General features: G+C 64.0%; 20 protein-coding genes. 16 read left to right on the plus strand and 4 right to left on the minus strand.

Going from position 1 to position 20422, the window contains the following annotated elements:
- The first annotated feature begins 63 nt into the window (after window positions 1-63).
- From queD to KP001_RS01020, 6 genes are all read left to right on the plus strand, one after another.
- Entirely contained in the window at window positions 64-432 is a 369-nt protein-coding gene (queD, locus tag KP001_RS00995; protein ID WP_217287737.1) for a 6-carboxytetrahydropterin synthase QueD, read from the plus strand.
- Window positions 425-1177, plus strand: a complete 753-nt coding sequence (locus KP001_RS01000) for a 7-carboxy-7-deazaguanine synthase QueE (RefSeq protein ID WP_217287738.1) — start codon at window positions 425-427, stop codon at window positions 1175-1177. The genes queD and KP001_RS01000 overlap by 8 nt, the downstream gene beginning before the upstream one ends.
- Before the next feature lie 284 nt (window positions 1178-1461).
- Window positions 1462-2379 carry an AAA family ATPase gene (locus tag KP001_RS01005; protein WP_217289525.1) on the plus strand — a complete coding sequence of 306 codons (918 nt, stop codon included), beginning with the start codon at window positions 1462-1464 and terminating at the stop codon, window positions 2377-2379.
- A gap of 101 nt (window positions 2380-2480) precedes the next feature.
- Entirely contained in the window at window positions 2481-3242 is a 762-nt protein-coding gene (locus KP001_RS01010) for a DUF58 domain-containing protein (RefSeq protein ID WP_263634381.1), read from the plus strand.
- Window positions 3229-5115, plus strand: coding sequence for a transglutaminase TgpA family protein (locus KP001_RS01015; protein ID WP_217287739.1), 1887 nt, complete (start codon window positions 3229-3231; stop codon window positions 5113-5115). Before KP001_RS01010 ends, KP001_RS01015 begins: the two co-directional genes overlap by 14 nt.
- A gap of 61 nt (window positions 5116-5176) precedes the next feature.
- Entirely contained in the window at window positions 5177-7090 is a 1914-nt protein-coding gene (locus KP001_RS01020; RefSeq protein ID WP_217287740.1) for a tetratricopeptide repeat protein, read from the plus strand.
- A 3-nt stretch (window positions 7091-7093) separates the two neighbouring features.
- On the opposite strand, the gene KP001_RS01025 is transcribed toward KP001_RS01020, so the two are convergent.
- Together KP001_RS01025 and KP001_RS01030 are read right to left on the minus strand one after the other, a co-directional pair.
- The gene (locus KP001_RS01025) at window positions 7094-7825 is read right to left on the minus strand and encodes an energy transducer TonB (RefSeq protein WP_217287741.1); all 732 of its coding nucleotides are present in this window, start codon (window positions 7823-7825) and stop codon (window positions 7094-7096) included.
- 283 nt (window positions 7826-8108) lie between these two features.
- Window positions 8109-10358: an NADP-dependent malic enzyme gene (locus KP001_RS01030; protein WP_217287742.1), complete on the minus strand. Its 2250-nt coding sequence runs from the start codon at window positions 10356-10358 to the stop codon at window positions 8109-8111.
- Between the two features lie 308 nt (window positions 10359-10666).
- Between KP001_RS01030 and KP001_RS01035 the strand changes: the two genes are divergently transcribed.
- From KP001_RS01035 to KP001_RS01045, 3 genes are all read left to right on the plus strand, one after another.
- Window positions 10667-11149 (plus strand): HIT family protein, encoded by a 483-nt coding sequence (locus KP001_RS01035; RefSeq protein ID WP_217287743.1) that lies wholly within the window; start codon window positions 10667-10669, stop codon window positions 11147-11149.
- Window positions 11146-12045: an ROK family protein gene (locus KP001_RS01040; protein WP_217287744.1), complete on the plus strand. Its 900-nt coding sequence runs from the start codon at window positions 11146-11148 to the stop codon at window positions 12043-12045. Before KP001_RS01035 ends, KP001_RS01040 begins: the two co-directional genes overlap by 4 nt.
- Window positions 12046-12145: 100 nt before the next feature.
- Complete coding sequence (locus KP001_RS01045) at window positions 12146-12853, plus strand: DsbC family protein (protein WP_217287745.1); 708 nt, start codon at window positions 12146-12148, stop codon at window positions 12851-12853.
- On the opposite strand, the gene KP001_RS01050 is transcribed toward KP001_RS01045, so the two are convergent.
- Both KP001_RS01050 and KP001_RS01055 read right to left on the minus strand, forming a co-directional pair.
- Window positions 12846-14093, minus strand: a complete 1248-nt coding sequence (locus KP001_RS01050) for an endonuclease Q family protein (RefSeq protein ID WP_217287746.1) — start codon at window positions 14091-14093, stop codon at window positions 12846-12848. The two genes, KP001_RS01045 and KP001_RS01050, sit on opposite strands and share 8 nt — an antisense overlap.
- A 71-nt stretch (window positions 14094-14164) precedes the next feature.
- Complete coding sequence (locus tag KP001_RS01055; protein ID WP_217287747.1) at window positions 14165-14578, minus strand: MerR family transcriptional regulator; 414 nt, start codon at window positions 14576-14578, stop codon at window positions 14165-14167.
- 180 nt (window positions 14579-14758) lie between these two features.
- On the opposite strand from KP001_RS01055, the gene KP001_RS01060 reads away from it, so the two are divergent.
- The 7 genes from KP001_RS01060 to KP001_RS01090 all read left to right on the plus strand — a co-directional run bounded on the left by KP001_RS01060 (window position 14759) and on the right by KP001_RS01090 (window position 20410).
- The gene (locus KP001_RS01060) at window positions 14759-15295 is read left to right on the plus strand and encodes a nitroreductase family protein (protein WP_217287748.1); all 537 of its coding nucleotides are present in this window, start codon (window positions 14759-14761) and stop codon (window positions 15293-15295) included.
- A gap of 424 nt (window positions 15296-15719) precedes the next feature.
- The gene (locus KP001_RS01065) at window positions 15720-16601 is read left to right on the plus strand and encodes a pseudouridine synthase (RefSeq protein ID WP_217287749.1); all 882 of its coding nucleotides are present in this window, start codon (window positions 15720-15722) and stop codon (window positions 16599-16601) included.
- 56 nt (window positions 16602-16657) lie between these two features.
- A complete protein-coding gene (locus KP001_RS01070; protein WP_217287750.1) occupies window positions 16658-16933 on the plus strand; it encodes a hypothetical protein in 276 nt (91 codons plus the stop codon).
- Window positions 16934-17291: 358 nt separating this feature from the next.
- A complete protein-coding gene (locus KP001_RS01075) occupies window positions 17292-18212 on the plus strand; it encodes a diguanylate cyclase (RefSeq protein WP_217287751.1) in 921 nt (306 codons plus the stop codon).
- 109 nt (window positions 18213-18321) lie between these two features.
- On the plus strand, window positions 18322-18510 hold the full coding sequence (locus KP001_RS01080; protein ID WP_217287752.1) for a hypothetical protein: 189 nt from the start codon (window positions 18322-18324) through the stop codon (window positions 18508-18510).
- 201 nt (window positions 18511-18711) lie between these two features.
- Entirely contained in the window at window positions 18712-19488 is a 777-nt protein-coding gene (locus KP001_RS01085; RefSeq protein WP_217287753.1) for an electron transfer flavoprotein subunit beta/FixA family protein, read from the plus strand.
- 10 nt (window positions 19489-19498) lie between these two features.
- A complete protein-coding gene (locus KP001_RS01090) occupies window positions 19499-20410 on the plus strand; it encodes an electron transfer flavoprotein subunit alpha/FixB family protein (RefSeq protein WP_217287754.1) in 912 nt (303 codons plus the stop codon).
- Window positions 20411-20422: the final 12 nt, after the last annotated feature.

A 20422-nucleotide genomic window follows, 5' to 3' on the forward strand; every position in this document is an offset into this window, starting at 1 on the left:
TAACCTCGACCTGCTTTTCATGATATATTGGCGTCACTCAAAATAATGAAAAGGGAGGGTGGCATGTTCCGTCTCACCATTCACACTGCGTTTGCCGCGGCCCACAATCTGATCAATTACCAGGGGGACTGCGAAAACCTGCACGGCCACAACTGGAAAGTCGAGGTCTCCATCACCACCAACGAGCTGGACAAGGCCGGCCTCGGCATCGATTTCAAGATCCTCAAGCGGGAGACCAACGACCTCCTGAAGACGCTGGACCACAAGTACCTCAACGAACTGGCCCCTTTCTCCGAAGTATCCCCTTCTTCCGAGAACATCGCCCGGTACCTCTACCATGAGCTGACCAAGATCTTCGGTTCGGACAAGGTCAAGGTGGAAATGGTCACGGTGTGGGAATCCGACTTCGCGGCGGCGAGCTACTATGAGTAAACTGCAGGCACCCCTGGTCGAATGCTTCTCCTCCATCCAGGGGGAAGGGGTGCTGGTCGGTCTGCGCCAGGTCTTCATCCGCTTCTCCGGCTGCAACCTGAACTGCAACTACTGCGACACCCCCGGAATGAGCGCGGTTCCCGACCAGTGCCAGCTGGAGCTGACTCCCGGCCGGCGCGACTTCTTCAAGGTACCCAACCCGGTTCCGCTTGAGCGCGTGGCGACGCTGATCGAAAGCTGGACCGCCGCCTGGCCTGGGATCCACCACTCCATCAGCGTCACCGGCGGGGAGCCGCTTCTCTTCGGCACGCTGCTCGAAGAGTGGCTGCCGGTCCTTAAAAAACTGCTCCCCATCTACCTGGAGACCAACGGCACGCTCCCCGATGCGCTGGCACCGCTCATCCCGCATCTGGACAGCATCGGCATGGACATCAAGCTCCCCTCGTCGTCCGGCTCCCCGGAGCTGTGGGACCAGCACCACGCCTTCCTGGAGGTTGCCGCCATGAAGGATGTCTTCGTCAAGATCGTGGTGAGCCAGGGGACCGAGGACTGGGAGATCCAACGATCCTGCGCGATGATCGCCGCAGTCGACCCGGCCATTCCGCTCATCCTGCAGCCGATGACCCGCGACGACGGCAGCATCGGCATCGATGCCCTGCGGACCCTGGAGCTGCAGGAACTCTGCTCCTCGCTCAGGGAGGTGCGGGTCATCCCGCAGACTCACAAGTTCATGGGGCAGTTGTAGCGGACCGCTGCGCCTCCGTCCACTGCTCCCTCTCCCCTCGGGAGAGGGGCGGGGTGAGGGCGCTGTCACCTGCCGATTTGCCGATTGCCACAACTTTGCCGGTGGCACCTCCCTCACCCGGCCTGCGGCCACCCTCTCCCTGGGGGCGAGGGGAACCAACAACAGCATCCAAGGGCGCCCTTCATGGGCGCCCTTTTCTTTTCACGGGGTGGCCGTTATAATGAGTGGCTGCGGCTTCGCCCCGGGAGGTTGTCAACGTGCATAAGTTAGCCAAGGTGGACGAGATGAACGCGGTGCTGGAGGAGCTCTCCGGCCAGCACCTCAAAGGCAAGGTGAGGGCTTTGCGACTGAGCCTCATGGCCCTTCTGACCGGAGGGCACATCCTCTTGGAGGACATCCCCGGGCTGGGGAAGACCACCATGGCCCTGGCCTTCGCCAGCGCACTCGGACTCTCCTTCGGCCGAGTCCAGTGCACCAGCGACCTCCTCCCCTCCGACATTACCGGCCTCTCCGTCTTCGACCGCACCGAGGGGCGCTTCAACTTCATCCGGGGGCCGGTCTTCAACAACATCGTCCTCATCGATGAGATCAACCGCGCCATGCCCAAGACCCAGAGCGCGCTCCTGGAGGCGATGGAGGAGCGGCGCGTCACCGTGGAAGGGGTCACCTACCAGCTCCCCGACCCCTTCCTCGTCCTGGCGACGCAGAACCCGGTGGAGCAGGTGGGGACCTACCCCCTGCCGGAGTCGCAGATGGACCGCTTCCTGATCCGCACCGGGATAGGCTACCCTCCGGAGGAGATCGAGAAGGGGATCCTGAAGCAGGGGAGCATACGGGACGAGATCCTGCACATTCCGGCGCTGGTGCGCATCGACGACCTCAAGACGGCGATCGACTGCGTGAAGAACGAGGTGTACGTCGGCGAGAAGGTGACCGACTACGTCTACGCCATCATCAAGGCGACCAGGAACCACCCGCTGATCCAGGCCGGCCTTTCCACCCGCGGCGGCATCGGTGTGGTCGACGCCGCCAAGGCCGCCGCCTATCTGCACGGCCGCGACTTTGTCGCGCCCGAGGACGTCAGGGACGTGGTCCACGCCGTCTGTCCGCATCGTCTCATCTTCCGCCCGGAGCACGAAGGGGTGGACAAGGGGCACGTATTAAACGCGATCTTAAAGGGGATTCCTCTCCCGCTCACATAAGGTTCACGAAGGGAGGGGGGCTGTACGTCGCTGCCACCCTGCTGCTGGGGGTCTCCGCGGTCAACACCGGCAACAACCTCCTCTTTCTCATCGTCGCCGCCATGCTTTCCTTCATGGCGACCACCGGTGTCCTGGGGTGGCTGAACATCCGGGGGCTCGCCCTCAGCGTGCATCTGCCCGACGAGGTCTATGCCGGCACCGAAACCTTCCTTTCGGTCACCCTCGCCAATAGCAAGAAGTTCCTCCCTTCCTTCCTGATCCGGGTTACCGTGTCGGGACGTGCAACCACCTTTTTGATGGTCGAGAAGGGGAGGGCGCAATCGGGCTCCCTGCTCCTTTCCTTCCCCCTGCGCGGCCCCCTGCAGACGCTCCCCGCCTCGGTGAGCTCGCCTTTCCCGGTGAACTTCTTCGTCCGTGCCGCCGCGGTCACCGTTTTCCAGAGCTGCACCGTGTTCCCGGCGCCTCGCGGGGGGATGGTGCCGCCGCCGGGCGGCAAACCGGATGCCGGGGAGGCGGCTTCCGTCGCCGCCTCCGGCTACGACGGGGAACTGGCCAAGATCTCGGACTACCGTGGCGGCGAGCCCCTGAAACTCATCCACTGGCGCCTGTCCGCCAAGCACGAGGTCTTGAAGGTGAAGGAGTTGACCGCGACGGCAGCAGAGCCGCTGCTGCTCGACCTCGACCTGATCCCGGGGCGCGACCTGGAACAGCGCCTTTCCTTCTGCACCTTCCTGGTGAACCGCCTCATCAAGGGGGGGCGCCCGGTCGGCCTGAAGCTGGGGGAGCGGGTCATCCCTCCCGCCACCACCCGGGCCCATCGGCTCAGACTGCTCACGGAGCTCGCCGGCTATGGTAAGGATTGACCTCCTCTTGAGCGGGCTCACCGCCTGCATCGCGCTCGTCGGTTACCTGCCGCTGCAGGCCTACCTCGACCCCTTCGCGCGCTACTTCTTCCCGGTGGCGCTCGTTGCGGCGTCCCTCCTCCATCTGCGGGGACGGGCCCTGCCGCCGCGGCTGTTGACGCCGGGCTCGATACTGCTTTTCCTGTACCTCGCCTCCGGATTTTCCATGAGCCGGCTGGTCCCGGTGACCGCCGACCTGCTGGTGGTTTTTCTCGGCGTGAGGCTTCTGGGGGAACGGACCGCCCGCAACTACCTGCAGGCATTCGCCCTGTCCCTGTTCTGCCTGGCCGCCTCTTCCCTCTACGAGATCTCCGCCCAGTTCCTGATTTACCTCTTCTCCCTGCTGCTGCTGCTCGCGGTGGCCCTGGTGCTTTTGACCTTCCACGCCGACGACCCGGCCAGCGTCCTCACCGGCACGGAGGCGCGCAAGGTTCTCGGTGTCGCCGCACTGTTGCCGGTCGCGTCCCTGCCGCTGCTCATTTTTTTCTTCTTCTTTCTCCCCAGGACCCAGTTTCCGATCTGGAACTTCATGAACGCGCCGGTGGGGAAGAAAACCGGGGTGTCGGACACGGTGCAACCGGGGAGCGCTCAGGCGGTCGCGGAGGTGAAAGGGGTGGTGCTGCGGGCGGTCGCCCCGAAGGTGCCGGAGGAGAAGCTCTACTGGCGCGCGGTGGTCTTGAACGCCTTCAGGGAGGACGCCTGGGTGAGGGAGGCTGTGCCGGCGGACACCCCGGCGCTGGTCGGGGGGCAGACTGTGCTCCAGGAGATCTACCCGGAACGCTCCGACACGCCCTATCTCCCGGCGCTCAACGTACCCAGGTCCGTCACCGGGTTGCGCAACGACGAGGCCAGCGACGGCGTCTTCAAGACGCGCCGCCCCCTGGACAAGAAGGTCAGGTACCTGGCCGGTTCCGGGCTCACCGGCACGGTCCAGGTGCGGGGCATCGACCGCGCCTTCTACCTGAGGCTCCCGGCGCACATCTCCCGGCGTATCGTCTCGCAGGGGCGGGCCCTGGCTCAGCCGGGCCGGAGTGCCGAGGACAAGATGAGGGCGCTTGAGTCGTTTTTTCGCGGGCAGCGCATCACCTACTCCAACACCGGTCTTCCCGTGGGGGGGGACCCGCTCGGCTCCTTCCTCTTCGACAAGAAACGGGGCAACTGCGAATACTTCGCCTCCAGCTACGCGATTCTGCTGCGCCTGTCCGGCATCCCCTCGCGCCTGGTGGGCGGGTACCGCGGGGGGAGCTACAACGCCATGGGGGGGTATTACCTGGTCACCGAGGACATGGCGCACGTCTGGGTCGAGGCCTACCTGGACGGGGTGGGGTGGCGAACGGTGGACCCGAGTGCCTGGGCGCTGGGAGCGGTGCGCGGCACGCAGGCCCACGGGCTTTCCATGTACATCGACATGGCCGGGTTCTACTGGGACAAGGCCGTGGTTACCTATGACCTTGACAAACAGCTGGCCTTGGTGCGAAATGCCGGAGACAAGGCGCGCGACCTGCGGCTCCCCCGCGGGTTCGGCAGGGGGGTGTTGCTGGCCCTCCCGGCGCTGGTGCCGCTGGCGCTTTGGGTTCTCTGGCGCAGGCGTCGCCCCCCCAGCATCGAGGCGCGCCTTTTGCAGCGTATGCTCCGCATTCTGGCCCGGCGCTATCCGGGCGAGATACAGGGGGGGGAGGGGCTCTTCGAGCTCTCGGCCCGGCTGCACGACCCGCACCTCGCGCGGTTCGTCGCCGTGTACGGTTCCGCACTCTATCACGACCGCCCCTTGACCAGGGGCGAGGCGGCGCAGCTCCGTGAAATCCTTCGTGAGGCATCCCAGGATGGTTCTTGACACGGGACCGGCTTTGATTTAGTTTTAGCTTTCCGTAATTCTAGGGGTATGAGGCGTTAACTTGGCTTCCAAAAAAGACAAAATTCTCGAGAGTGCCCAGCGCTTCGTGCTGAAGGGGCAGATCGACAAGGCGATCAAGGACTACCAGCAGGTGGTTGCCATGGAGCCTGGGGACATCAGGCCCCGCCAGCGTCTGGCCGAGCTCCTGGTGCGCGACAACCGCAAGGATGAGGCGATCCAGCAGTACGAGGATATCGGCAAGCACTACGCCGACAACTGCTACTTCCTCAAGGCCATCGCCATCTACAAGCAGATCCAGCGCCTGAACCCCGGCAATCCCGCCACCGCGCTCACTATCGCGCATCTGAACCACCAGCAGGGGCTGATCGGCAACGCCCTGGCGGAATACGCACAGGTGGCGGCGCTTTACGAGAAGGAAGGTGACCTGAAAGAGGCGCTCAAGGTGGTGGAGAAGATGCTGGGCGTCGATGCCGAGCATGTCGCCACCAGGATGAAGCACGCGGAACTGCTGTATTCGACCGGGTCGGCGGACCAGTCCCGCCAGGCTTTCGCCGAGCTGGCCGGCACCCTGCGTGGGCGCGGCCTGCAGCAGGATGCCGCGTCGGTGGACGCGCGCGCCCGGGAACTCTTCCCGGAAGAGGACACGCTGCAGCCGGCACCGTACTTTGACGGTAAGGAACTCTCCGCAGACGGTTTCGGGGGGGGGGAGGAGGTGCCCGGCGTGCAGGGACCAGCCGCCGCCCCGTGGGAGTCACCCATCGAGGAGCCGGTCCTCCCTGACTGGGACGCTCCGGGGGGTGAACTTCCCGACCCCTTCGCGGCGCCTGCCGCGACGTCGCAACCCGAACCCGCACCTGCCGCCGGGACGGCATCCCCGGCCACCTACGAGGCTCCTGCGCCTTGGGACACGGAGCAAAACGAAGATGAGGCTGAAGGCTCTATAGCCTGGGAAGAGGAGATCGAACTCGATCTCGACGACGACATGTTCGATGCGGCGCCGGCTCCCGAACCGGCACAGGGAGGCGAACTGCCCGCGGCCTTTCCCGAACCGGCCCCCGCCCCGTCCGCGAACGTGGAACTTCCGCTTGATTTCTCGCTGGAACTGAACTTTGACGAGGTGGGTGAGGAACTGGATGGGGGCGAGCCGGAGGAGACCGCTCCGGTGGTTGAGCTCGACCTTGACCAGGGGGGGGAGCTGGAGTTGACCCTGCCTGAACAGGAAGCGCCCTTCGGCGATTTTTCCTGGGGCGAACAAGAGGGCGCGGAGCCGCAGCAAGAGCCCGATGAACAGGAGCCTGCTCAGCTGGCTGACTACGAGGAGGCCGAGCTCGAACTCGAACCGGAACCGGAGACGGAGCTGGAGTTGGAACTGGAGCCTGAGTCAGAGCTGGAGCTGGAGCCGGAGCCGGAGTTAGAGCTTGAGCCGGAGGCGGAGCTGGAACCGGCGCCCGAACCGGCAGCACCCGACGCTGCGGAGCCCGTCCAGGTGCGGGGCTGGGAGGAAATCTTCCCCGAAGCGGCGGGAAGCGGCGCCGACTTCGACATCGAGGAACTGGAGTCACATTACGACCTGGGGATCGGCTACAAGGAGATGGGGATGTACGCCGGTGCCATCAAGGAGTTCCAGATCGCCGCGGCCAACCCGCAGCGCCGTTTCGACTGCATGACCCTGCAGGCCATCTGCTATCGCGACAAGGGGGAGGCGGCCCAGGCCGAGGAACTCCTGCGGCGCGGCCTCGACCTGACCGTCATAACCAGGGACGAGCGCACCTGTCTCAACTACGAGCTGGCCGTACTCGCGGAGGGACGCGGCGCGGTGGATGAGGCGATCGGGTTGTACCGTGAGGTGATACGCGCCAATCCCGGCTATCAGGACGCCTCGGACAGGCTTTCCGCCCTTTCCGGCGAAGAGGTCCCGGACATCATCGACCTGGAGCTGGAAGAGGGGAGCTGACCGCTACCAGGAGAGGAGGTTGAGCGGCGGGACCAGGCGTATCGGCGCCTGGAAGAAGTCGCCGATGAAGTTGGCGGGTACCGGGGGGAGCGGACCTGCCGCCTCCAGCGTTCTCTGAACGGCCCGGTCGTAGACGATGTTGCCCGAACTTTCCAAAATGGTGCTGCCGATGATCTCGCCGCTGCGGGTTATGGTGACGTTGACCACGATCGGCGCCACCTTCTGATCCTTCTGTTCCAACCACCACTTCTCGTTCACCCCCTGCAGCAGCCGAATGTAATACTCCTTGATCTCCGGACGGAGCGTCTCGCCGTCGCTGAGAGGCTTGAAGTACCCTTTGGTGAGCCCCATCCCGAAGGTGGTGCGTGACCTTTCCTCCATGGCGGTCTGGGGCTGCGCGGGTTGCGGTACCGGAGCCGCGGGCTGCGCGGCCTGTGCCTGCTGCTGTGGCGGGGTCGGCGGGAGCGGCTCCGCCTCTTCCTGGGGCTGTTCCGGCTCGGGGTCCGGCTCGGGCTGGGGCTTGACTGCGGGAGCGGCCGGGACGGGTGCGGGGATGGTGTTGAGGTCGACGTAGGTCACGGCCGGGCGGGCGGGCTCGCCTCCGCCGGGGATGCCGAGAAGGAGCGCGGCGCAGACCAGGTGCAAAGCGAGCGAGACCGCGAGCCCGGTGAGCAGCTGCTTATTGAGGCTGGTAGGGTATTCCTCTTCCTCGAGCGGATCTAACGCGTCTTGCATGGCTGCTGCCGTCCTTCTCCGGCCCCTAATCTGGGCGTCAGGCGTGGTTGGTGTCCGTCATGTATAGCAAATTGGCGGCTGCTCTGGCAACCAAAGAAAGACGTTTGAGGAAAAAGGAAGGGACCCCGGCGGGGGTCCCTTTTTACGTTCGTTCGCAGCAGTCCCCCCTCCACGTGGGGGAGGGGTAGGATGCCATCATTTCCCTCGGTTGCGGCTTCACCCACCCCCCGTCCCCCTCCCGTCTAGGGTGGGGGAGTTCCGGCAGGCAATCCGGCTTGTCCCGCTACATGCTCTGCGCGTCCACCACGGCGATGGCGGCCATGTTGACGATGGTCGCGACGTCGTCCCCTCTTTGCAGCACGTGCACCGGTTTCTTCATCCCCATCAATAGCGGTCCGATCGCCTCCGCCCCTCCCAGCCGGTGCAACAGCTTGTAGCAGATGTTCCCGGAATTCAGGTCCGGGAAGATGAGGATGTTGGCGGGACCGGTCAGGGTAGAGAAGGTGTAGTTGGCCAATAGTTCCGGCGTCACCGCCGTGTCCGCCTGCATCTCGCCATCTATCTCCAGGCTGGGGACCCTTTCCTTCACGATCTCCACGGCGCGCTTCACCTTCTGGGTCAATGCGTGGTTGACCGACCCGAAGTTTGCGAAGGAGAGCATGGCGATGCGCGGCACGATGTCGAGCAGCTGCACCTTTTCCGCCGCGAGGAGCGCGGTTTCCGCCAACTCCTCCGCGGTCGGCTCGATCTCGACCGTGGTGTCCGCCATGAAGTAGATCCCCTTCTTGAAGACCATCATGTACATGCCGTGCACGCCGGAGAGCTGCGGCTGCCTGCCGATCACCTCGAGGGCGGGGCGGATGGTGTCGGGGTAATGGGTGTCGATCCCCCCGAGCAGCGCGTCGGCGTCCCCCATGTGCACCATCATCGATCCGAAGTGGTTGCGCGACTTGCGGCGCACGATGCGCTGCGCCTCGGAGAGCGTGATCCCCTTGCGCTGCCGCATGCGGTACAGTTCCTGCGCGTAGGGCTCGGTGAGCTCGGAATCCTCGGGGTCGACGATGGTGAGGTTCAGATCCATCCCCAGCTCGGCCATCTTCTCCAGCACCTTGTTCCTGTTGCCGATCAGTATCGGCTTGGCGATCCCCTCCTCCACCAGGTGATAGGCGGCCTTGAGGATCTTCTCATTGTCCCCCTCCGGGAAGACGATCTTCTTGGGATCGCACTTGGCCTTGTTGATGATGGCGCGCATGGTCTCCTTGGAGCGTCCCTGCAGGGTTTCCAGCCACTCCACGTAACGGTCCATGTCCTCGATGGGGGTCCGCGCCACGCCGCTTTCCATGGCCGCTCTGGCCACGGCCGGCGCCACCCGCAACAGGGCCCGCGGATCGAACGGCTTGGGGATGATGTAATTGCGCCCGAAGGAGAAGCTCTCGTTACCGTAGGCGCGGCAGACCGAGTCCGGGCATTCCTCCTGCGCCAGCTGCGCCAGGGCGGAGACCGCCGCCTTCTTCATCTCCTCGTTGATGGTGCTGGCCCTGACGTCCAGGGCGCCCCGGAAGATGAAGGGAAAGCCGAGCACGTTGTTCACCTGGTTCGGGTAGTCGCTCCTGCCCGTGGCCATGATCACGTCGGAGCGGACCGAGAGCGCCTCTTCCGGGGTGATCTCCGGGTCAGGGTTGGCCATGGCCATGATGATGGGGTCCTTGGCCATCTCCCGCACCATCTGCGGGGTCACCGCCCCCTTGGCCGAGACCCCGATGAAGACGTCGGCCCCGCGCATCGCCTCCTCCAGGGTGCGCAGTTCCGTGTCCAGTGCGAGCCGCTCCTTGTACGGATTCATCCCCTCCTTGCGCCCCTTGTAGATCACGCCCTTGGTGTCGCACATGCAGAGGTTTTCCGGGGTGGCCCCGAGCGAAATGGCCAGGTTGGCGCAGGCGACCCCGGCGGCTCCGGCGCCGTTCACCACGATGCGCGCCCGCTCGATCTTCTTCCCCACCAGCTGCAGCGCATTGATGAGCGCCGCCGAACAGATGATGGCGGTGCCGTGCTGGTCGTCGTGGAAGACCGGGATGTTCATGCTCTTTTTGAGCTCCTCTTCGATGTAGAAGCACTCCGGCGCCTTGATGTCCTCCAGGTTGATGCCGCCGAAGGTCGGCTCCAAAAGCTGCACCACCTTGATCACGTCGTCCGGGTCCTCCGACTTCACCTCGAGGTCGAAGACGTCGACGTCGGCGAAACGCTTGAAGAGCACCCCTTTCCCCTCCATGACCGGCTTGCCGGCCAGGGCCCCGATGTTGCCAAGCCCCAGGACGGCGGTGCCGTTGGAGACCACCGCGACCAGGTTTCCCTTGGCCGTGTAGAGGTAGGCGTCGGAGGGGCGCTGCTCGATGGCCAGGCAAGGCTCGGCGACGCCGGGGGTGTAGGCGAGTGAGAGATCGAGAGAGGTCAGGCAGGGCTTGGAGGAGACAACTTCGATCTTCCCCTTGCGGCCGCTGGCGTGATATTCGAGCGCGTCTATCTTCTTCGTCATGACATCCTCCTCAAACAGGGGTGACGGTGAACTATCCTGACTATGAAAACGGCTGAAGCGAACTTCACGAATGAAAGAAGGAAACGGTGCTGCCACATCGAGATGCGTCAGAAATAGGAGGTTTAGATGGGGGATGCGAAATTATAGCATGTGACCTCACCGGATCAATCTCCGGTCGCTCCGCCAGATCAAGATCATTTCCAGCGCGAGCCTCGGCTCCACTCTTGTAGTGACAGGTCGTGGTTGTAAATTGAGAGAATCTGGATAATAATCTTGGCGGCTATAACAGGAAACGATGGGGAGGAGTCATGGACAGGCTTTGGGCGCCCTGGAGGATGGAATACCTGACGCAGCCGCCGGCGCCGGGCTGCATATTCTGCGCTGAGGGGGACGACCGGGAGCTACTGATCATCCACCGCACCCCGTCGGCCCGGGTCATGCTGAACCGCTACCCGTACTGCAACGGTCACCTGCTGGTTTCGCTGCACCGTCACACGGCCGAGCTGAACGATCTGACTGGCGACGAGATGCAGGAGCTTTTCCGCGTCGTCGCCCTGTGCAAGGAGGTGCTCGCCCGCTCCAGCAGTCCCGACGGTTTCAATATCGGCATGAATCTCGGGAAGGCGGCCGGGGCCGGCGTCGTGGACCATCTCCACCTGCACGTGGTGCCGCGCTGGAACGGCGACAGCAACTTCATGTCCGTGGTGGCGGAGGCGCGGGTGCTCCCCGAGGCCCTGCTGGCGACCTACGACCGGCTGCTCCCCTTCTTTCCGAAAGCGGAGGTGGCGTGACCCGGGAATTGTGCATCGGCGTCGATCTCGGCGGAAGCAACCTGAGGATGGCCCTGGTGGACCGTCAGGGGAGTGTGCTGGCGCGCAGCGCGGAGCCGACCCTGCCGGCGGCGGGGCTCGACTCACTGCTCTCGCGGCTCCTGGCCGGGGTCGGGAGGTTGCAAGGGGAGGCGACCCGCATCGGCGCCCGCACCGTGGCGCTCGCGGTCGGGGTTCCGGGGCTGGTATGCAGCGACGGCGTCGTGCGCGCCAGCGTCAACGTCCCCGGGCTCGAGGGGGTGCCCCTGGCCCGGGAGCTCTCCCTCGCGACGGGGCTGCCGGTGGCGGCCCTCAACGATGCCAACGCCTGCGCGGTGGGCGAAAAACGCTACGGCGCCGGGCGCGACTACCGCTCCCTCATCGCGCTCACCATAGGGACCGGCGTCGGGGCCGGGCTGATCCTTGACGGCAAACTCTGGACCGGGGCCGACGGCGCGGCGGGGGAGTTCGGTCACATCCCGGTCGAACCCGAGGGGCGCCCCTGCGGCTGCGGTAGCCGTGGATGTCTGGAGCAGTACGCTTCGGCTGGCGCCATCGCCGGGGAGGGGGGCGATGCCGCCGTGGTCGCTAACCGGGCGCGGCTGGGGGATGCCGCGGCGCTTGCCGTCTTCGCCGAGGCGGGACGCTACCTCGGCATCGCCATGGCGGGGGTGGTGAACCTGCTGAACCTGGAAGCCGTGATCGTGTGCGGCGGCGTGGCGCGGAGCTTCGACCTGCTGGCGCCCGCCCTGCTCCGGGAGCTCGACTCCCGCACCTTTTCCGTTGCCGGCGGCCGGGTCCGTGTCGAACCCGGGATGCTGGGAGACGACGCCGGCGTACTGGGGGCGGCGGCCACCGCGTTCGAAACCGTTCTTTAGGAAAAACGCTCATTATTCAAGCGCCGTCTGCGGCGAAGCTATGTTATAGTTACCGCTGTCCCGCCGGGCGGGGCTTCATAATTGATCACTGGAGGCGCCCATGTCGTTTAGAAGGATCTTTACACCACTGTTCACCGCGTGCGTTTTGTTCGCCCTGGCGGCAACATCGTTCGCCGCTGCCCCGGTCAAGCCCGAGGAGTCTTTCCGCAACGCATTCCCCACGGTTCCCGTGGACAGCATGACTCCGACCGAAATCCCGGGACTCTACGAGGTGATCTCGGGCCAGCGCATCTTCTACTACTACCCGGACAAGGAACTGGTGCTGACCGGCGAGATCGTGGGGAAGGATCTGAAGAGCCGCACCGCCGAGCGCAAGGGGGCCATCATGGCCAAGGTGGTCAAGGACCTGCCTTTGGACAAGGCGCTCAAGATCGGCGACGGCAAGAAGATAGTGGTGGAGTTCACCGACCCGGACTGCCCCTTCTGCCGCAGGGGCGCCGAGTACTTCACCAAGAGGACCGACGTGACCCAGTACATCTTCTTCGCGCCTCTGGCACACCCGGGGGCGATCACCAAGATCGAGTACATCCTTTCGGCGGAAAACAAGGTGCAGGCCTACGACGCCATGATGCTGGGGCAGGATATCCCGGCCAACGCGAAACCCGCCTCACCCGAGATCAAGCGCCTGGCCCAGGAACACATGGAGCTGGCCAGGAAATCCGGCGTCACCGGGACCCCCACCTTCTTCGTCAACGGGCAGATGGTGGTGGGAGCCGACCTGGCCAGGCTGGACGAACTGCTCAAGTAGCGTCGCCATCAGGCGCTGAGACCGAGACGGTGCCGAATTTGCCGTCGTAGCCGGCCTTGATCTCCACCTCACCCGAACGCATCCTCCCTATACCCGCCGCCAGCGTCGTCGTCGACCTGGCGGCTATTTTTTCGAGCGACGCCTCGAGCAGGATGTGGAATTCGTTCCCAAGCCCGCGCAACAGCTCGAAGTAGAGCGCCTCGGCCTTCTTGCTGGAGCACCCGACCCGCAGCGCCCCCCCGATCAGATCTATGAGCGGAATCACGGACCGGAACGGGGGTGCCTCCCCGGGCCTCGCGCCGGCCGGGCGGTCGGCCAGAAGTTCGACCCGGTGCAGCACCCCCACCGTCAGCTTCCCTCCGCAGGCGGGGCAGCGATAGCCGTGCGCGATGGTTTCCCGGGGGGAGAGCCTCACCCCGCAGCATCTGTGGCCGTCGGCGTGATATTTCCCCTGCTCCGGGAAGAACTCTATGGTCCCCGCCACCCCCTTGCCGCCGGCTATGGCCCGGTAGATCCCGTCGTAAGAAAGTTCGGTATCGAAGATGGTCGCCTCGCGTCCAAGCTTGCTGGCGGAGTGCGCGTCCGAGTTGGAGATGAGCGTGATACCGTCCAGGACCGACCAGCGCCAGTTCATGGCGGGGTCGGAGGAGAGGCCGGTTTCGATGGCGTGGACCTCGGGGGCGAGCTCCTCGAAGCATTCCTCCAGGGACTCGAAGCCGGAACAGGCGCCGAAGATGGAGAAGTGGGGGGTCCAGGCGTGGGCGGGGATGAGGAGCCCGTGCGGAGATGCCTGGAGAACCATGGCGAGGAGGTCCTTGGCGTCCAGTTTCAGGATCGGTCTGCCATCGGAGGCCAGGTTGCCTACGCGGGAGAGCGCGAGGTTCAGCCGGTGCGCCGCCCCGAAGTCGGGTAGCAGCACCAGGCAATGCACCTTCCTGGTGCGTCCCCCCTTGCGGTAGATGCAGCTGATCTCGCCGCTGATCAGGAAGGAGACCGGGGCGCGGCAACTGTCCGGCACCTGGCTCTGGGGAGGCTCCCGGCGCAGGCGCAGCAGTCCCGGTTCGGCAGGGATCAGTTCCCGCTCCAGTTCGGCAAGCCATTCGGGATGGGTGCAATCCCCGGTGCCGACCACCCGGATCCCCTTCAACTGCGCCCAGCGCCAGAGTTGGTCGAGGCCCAGGTCGCGGCTGGTCGCCCTGGAGAAGCGGGAGTGGATGTGCAGGTCTGCGGTGAATTTCATGTGAGGTGGCTCGGGGGGGCGCCTGGGCCGTCGTCGAGGGGGAAGGGCAGACGCCGGAAGGGGCGGCGCCGTCAGGCGCCGCTGGCTTGGGAGGAGCCGAACTTGCTGACCATGTGCTGCCGGTAGCTCGCGATGTCGCTACGCAGCGAGGCGAGCCGGGCCATCTTGTCGTCGATCTTCTCGATGTGCTCGTCCAGGATTTCGACCAGCCTGGGCACCATGCGCTCGGTCTGCTTGGCCTCGCCGTACGCCGCGTAGAGGTCCTGCATCTCCTTGATGGTGAGCCCCAGTTCCTTGAGCTTGATGATGAACTTGATGCGGCGCACGTAATAGGGGGTGAAGCCGCGCGTGGCGCCGTCGCTTCTGGGCACGCTTTCGATGATGCCGACTTCCTCCCAATAGCGGATGGTCCTGGTGGTAAGCCCCAGCGCAGCGGCGACGTCCCCGATCGAGGTTATCTCTTCGCCGTCCTTCATGATGTCCATTGAAAAACCTCGTGGTCGAAATGAATGCCCAGCTAATCTAGAACATGGCGTTCTGAGTGTCAATCGCTTTTCCGGCGGGAATGCCAGCTTTGGTGAAAACGCTTCCATACAAAATGCGACATTTACAAAACGGTGTTTTTGGTGTATCAAGTGAGACAGCAGATAAAGGGAGATCGTAAATTGGACATTTTTCAGGCCATAACCGGCAGGCGCAGCATAAGAAAGTACAAGCCTGCGCCCGTCGAGCCCGCGAAAATAAAACAGGTGCTCAATATGGCCCGGCTGGCGCCATCCTGGAAGAACATGCAGTGCTGGCGCTTCCTGGTGCTGACCGGGTCCGGGCCGAGGGGCGCGCTGGCCGGTGCCTTTCCCGATGACAATCCGGGCAAGAAGGCCCTCGTTTCGGCTCCCTGCATCATCGTCGTCTGTGCCGATCCTGGCGAGAGCGGCGTCGAGAACGGCATCGAGTACTACGTCGCCGACACGGCCCTGGCCTTTGACCACCTCTGCCTCGCCGCCCACGGCCTCGGCCTGGGCACCTGCTGGATGGGGTGGTTCGACGAGGGGGAGATCAAGCGCGCCCTGGACATTCCGGAGGGGATCCGGGTGGTGGGGATCACGCCGCTTGGCTATCCGGACCAGTCGCCCAACCCGCGCCCGCGCAAGGAGCTCGCGCAGATCGCCTTTTGCGAAAAGTGGGATAACCCGTACCAGTAGCGACAGGCGCTTGTGCGTCCACACCGGTCTGTGATCGGCCCTTTCTGCCGGCCGTCCAACACTGGGGGCAATCGACGGGTTGCCCCTCTTTTTTTGCCTTTCCAGCACTTTTGAACACACCGTCGTTGTCCCCTTTCCCTTGCGGGAGGTGGCAAGAGGGAAGATGCCATCGCGTATGCACCTGCGGCTTCACGCCCCCCCCCGGCACCCACCCCGTCAAGGAAGGGGGAGCCCCCGTGAGTTCTTTCCCCGTAGCTGTCCCAGGAACTCGTGTCCCACCGGGACTTCCCCCGCTCTGCGGCGGTGCCGGTCAGCGCGATTGCCTGTGCCGCCGGTCCGTGGTATCCTGCCCGTGCGCCGGTTTTCCCGGCAGCGGTCCGTTGCCCTCTCCGCAACGCCGCCATCCTCCTTGCCAAGGCCAGCCATGTCCATCTCGCAGTATCCCGCCAAGGTGACCATGCCCAGGCTCGATGAGCCGTATCCCACCGTGTTCGCCTTTTTGGTGGATCGTTTCCCCAGGATCCCGCGAGAGGTGTGGGAGGCGCGCATCGCGCAGGGTAAGGTGCTCGGCGAGGATGGTTCCCCGGTAAGCATCGCCACTCCGTACGCAGCGCAAAAAAGGGTCTTCTATTTCAGGGAGATGGACGAGGAGAGGGTGATCCCGTTTCCGGAAGAGATCCTGTTTCAAAACGACGAGCTGCTGGTGGCATGCAAGCCTCATTTCCTGCCGGTTACCCCTGGCGGCGCCTACCTCGACCAGAGCCTGTTGCACCGGCTCAGGAAGCGGACCGGCATCCATCACCTGGTGCCGCTGCACCGGATCGATCGCGAGACCGCCGGCCTCGTGCTCTTCTCGGTGAACCCGGAAACGCGCGGCCGTTACGCGGGGCTTTTCCGGGAGGGCCGCATCGAGAAGGAGTACCGGGCGGTCGGCCTGGGGCCGGTCCCCGACGGCAGGGAGAGCTGGCTGGTGGAGAGCAGGCTGGTGCCGGGGGAGCCGTGGTTCGTCATGGGCACCGAGCCGGGGGAGGTCAACGCGCGCTCGCGGATCCGGCTGCTCGAACAGCGGGAGGGGCGGTCCCTGTTCTCGCTGAGCCCGCTCACCGGCAAGACCCACCAGCTGCGGGTCCACATGAGCTCGCTGGGGATGCCGATCCTCAACGACAGACTCTACCCGCGGTTGCAGCCCCGGCAGCCCGATGACTTCGACAGGCCGCTGCAGCTTCTTGCGCGATGGCTCCGATTCAAGGACCCCGTTTCCGGGAAGTGGCTGGAGTTCAAGTCTGATAGGGAACTTTTGTGGTAATCTAGAACGGTTCGCGGGCTCACTGGCGCGGCAGCCGGCTCATAGGGAGGTGTGACATGGGCAAGAACGTGCTCCTGCTGGTCGATTACGGCGTCAACAACAGCATTCACATCGGGCTGTTCAAGATCCGGCTCAAGGAGGCGGGATGGCGCCCGGGCCTCGTGGAAGGGGCGTTCGAGAAGAACCTCGATCTGCCGGATTCACTGATCGAGACGACGGTGCAGGAGGAAGTCGACAGCGCCGCCAATCTGGCCGCCTTCAAGAAGACCTGTTGCGAGCTATTTGTCACAGAGGATGAACTGAAGTTCTGTTGGGACTGGAACACGCCTTGATCACTACCCATTTTCGCACCAGCTTCTGCCACCGTAGATCTAAAATCTCTGGACAACGTCCTGAAAGTTTAGTTACTATCCCGCTATGAACAAAACCGCTGCAGCATTGATCATTTTATTTACAGTCGCAGTGATATCTTTCGGTACCTGGCAGCTTTTCAAAGGGAACTTCGAGGCGGCATTTTCTTCCTTTCCGTTCCTGCTGATAATCTACTTTTTCATCAAGCCATTTCGTAACTCATAAGGTACAGGCCGCAGGGGTGTTGGCTGCTCGCTGTGTTTTTCCGGCGGTGCCCGCGACCGCAGGGAAGGCATCGACGACGCTGCCGCCGTACCAGCCATGCCGATGGGAGACTTCATGTCCAGTTGCGCGCTCGTGATCGATGATTCGGCTGCCATTCGGGAGCAGGTAATACGGACTTTGCAGGACGTAGGGCTTTTCGAGGAGTACCGGGAAGCGAAGGACGGGATGGAGGGGTTCAAGACCTTGATCGAGTCCAAGGCCGACCTGGTGATCTGTGACGTCGAGATGCCGCGCATGGACGGTTACAAGTTCCTGCAACTGGTCGCCTCGCGCCCCGACCTGCAGGGGCTTCCCATCATCATGCTGACCGGCAAGATGGACTTCAACTCCAAGATCAGGGGGCTCGAGCAGGGCGCCAGCGACTACCTCACCAAGCCCTTTGACGCCGGCGAACTGGTGGCGCGCGTCAAGGTTCAACTCAAGATCAAGTCCCTGCAGGACGAGCTGAAAACGGCCAACGAGCAACTCAAGCGGCTCACCAACATAGACCACCTCACCGGGCTCTTCAACCGGCGCTACCTCGCGGAGGTGCTCGAGGCCGAGTTCTTCAGGGCCAGGCGCAATCGCGAGAGCCTTTCCCTGGTCATGGTCGACATCGATTTCTTCAAGCAGGTCAACGACACCTACGGTCATCAAAACGGCGACCTCGTCCTTTCCTCGGTCGCCGGTCTGGTGCAGCAGCAGATGCGCGCCTACGACAGCGCCGCGCGCTACGGCGGCGAGGAGTTCGCCCTGGTCTTCCCCGGCACCTCGCTGAACGGTGGGGTGGTCGCCGCCGAACGCCTGCGGCAGGCGGTGCTCGATTTTTCATTCCCACCTCCTCTCGAGGACCTGACGGTCACCGTCAGCGCCGGGGTCGCCACCTATCCCTCCCCGCAGGTCGACAACATCGACTCGTTGTTCCGCCGGGCCGACGAGGCGCTTTACCGCGCCAAGCAGAACGGGCGCAACAGGGTAGAGACCATGCCCACGTGACGCAGTGATGGTTAGTTTTTTTTAAGAAATTACTTGAAAAAAATTTAATTTGAAGGTAAAGGTTACCTCCTGCTTGCGCTCCAAGGCGCCACATTCGGGAGGACCTGGTATGGACACCTTTGAAGAGGCTTACGCCAACTATCTGAAACTTCTAGCGAAACTCGACAAGACCGACGATATCTCCGAGAAGAACCTGCTCTTTCGCCAGCTCGCCCAGTTGCTGTGCGACCTGGAGCAGGGGCTAAAGAGCAAAAGGACGCTGGGCGGCGGCCGGGAAGAGGTCGCCTACTGGCTTTAGCTCCCTTTGCTTCCCACCGAAATCTCCCCGAAAAATCCGGCAGGAACTCCCCGCCTCCTGCCACGACGCCTCACCTGCTCATGAAAAAGTTTGACACCTCCCGTTCCTCCTATATTCTCTAAGTAAGCGATATCATTCCCGGCTAGTGGTTGGACGGCGCAGGCGTTGCGCGGCTGACAATCACGCCGGAGGAGGTTCATTATGAAGATCCTGGTATGCGTCAAGCAGGTGCCCGACATGGAATCGCGTTTCCGTCCCGACGCCGCTGGCGTCTGGTACGCGGAGACCGACCTCGCCTTTCGCGTCAACGAGTATGACGAGTACGCCATCGAGCAGGCGGTCCTGCTCAAGGAGCAGTTGGGGGGCGAACCCGAGATAACCCTGCTTTCGGTGGGACCTGACCGCGTCGTGGAAGCGATAAAGAAGGGGCTGGCCATGGGGGCGGACCGCGCGGTGCACGTGCAGGATCCGGCTTCCCATCTGAAGGACCCCTTCCAGATCGCCTCGATCATCGCGGCATATGCCAGGGGAGAGGGATTCGATCTCATCTTCACCGGTATGCAGTCCCTGGACCGCGGTTCGAGCCAGGTGGGAGTGGCCCTCGCCGAGATGCTGGGATACCCCTGCGCCACGACCGTCGTTGGTTTCGAGTACGCCGACGGGACCGTGACCGTGAAGCGCGAGCTCGAGGGGGGGGTGAAAGGGATGGTGCGGCTCACGGCGCCGGCCCTGGTGACCTGCCAGCTCGGCCTGAACCAGCCGCGCTACCCGACGCTTCCCAACATCATGAAGGCGAAGAAGAAAGAGGTGAACGTGATCCCGGTTGAGCAGCTGTTAAAGCAGGAGGCGAGGCTGGTTTTGACCCGGTTTCGCGCCCCGGCCAAGAAGGGGGGGGGCGTGGTCCTGGAAGGAGACGTTGCGGACCAGGTCGACCGGCTGATCGGGATACTAAAGGACAAGACCGCGGTGTTGCGCTAGGGAGGCGACCATGAAAGCATTACTCGTCGGCGAATGCCGCGATGGCAAACTGTTGGAGCACAGCCATGAACTGTTCGGTTTCGCCTCGCAACTGGGAGCCGAGACCGCCATGGTCTTGATCGGCAGCGAAGGGGCGCTGCCCAGTTACGGGGGGACCGTCTACCTGGCGGACGCCTCGAAATACGGGGAATACAACCCGGACCTGCACAAGCGGCTGGTGCAGGCGGCGGTGGAACGGGAGAAGCCGGACTACGTGGTTTTCATGCACACCTCGTACGGGTGGGATCTGGCGCCCCGGGTGGCGGCCCTGCTCCAGGCGCCGCAGGTTTCCGAGGTGGTCGCCCTGGCCGAGGGAGGGTTCGAGCGTCCCTGCTGCAGCCAGAAGATGCGGCAGGTGGTGCAGGCGGTTGGAAGCCCGGTGGTTCTTACCCTGCAGGGGGGAGCCTTCCCCGCGGTGGTGCCGGGGGGGACGCCGCAGCAGCAGCCGCTGGACGTTGACGGTAAGGGGCGGGGTGAGTTCCTGGGGTATGAGGCTGCGGCGCGCAAGGGGGTCGATCTCAGCAGGGCGGAGATCATCGTCAGCGCCGGGCGGGGTGTCGGCAAGAAGGAGAACCTGCCGGTGATCGCGGAGCTGGCCAAGGTATTGGGCGGCGAGGTAGGGGCGAGCCGTCCTGTCGTGGACAGCGGTTGGATGGAGGCGGGGGCGCAGGTGGGGGTGACCGGTCAGACCGTGAGTCCCAAGCTGTACATCGCCTGCGGCATCAGCGGTGCGATTCAGCATCTGGCCGGGATGAAGAAATCGGGGTTCATCGTGGCCATCAACAAGGACAGGGATGCCCCCATCGGTGAGGTTGCCGACGTCTTGGTGGTTGCAGACGTGATGCAGTTTGTGCCGGCGCTGACCGCCAAGCTGGCGAAGTAGGACTTGGGTGAA

Source organism: Geomonas subterranea (assembly GCF_019063845.1).
GTDB classification, from domain to species: domain Bacteria; phylum Desulfobacterota; class Desulfuromonadia; order Geobacterales; family Geobacteraceae; genus Geomonas; species Geomonas subterranea.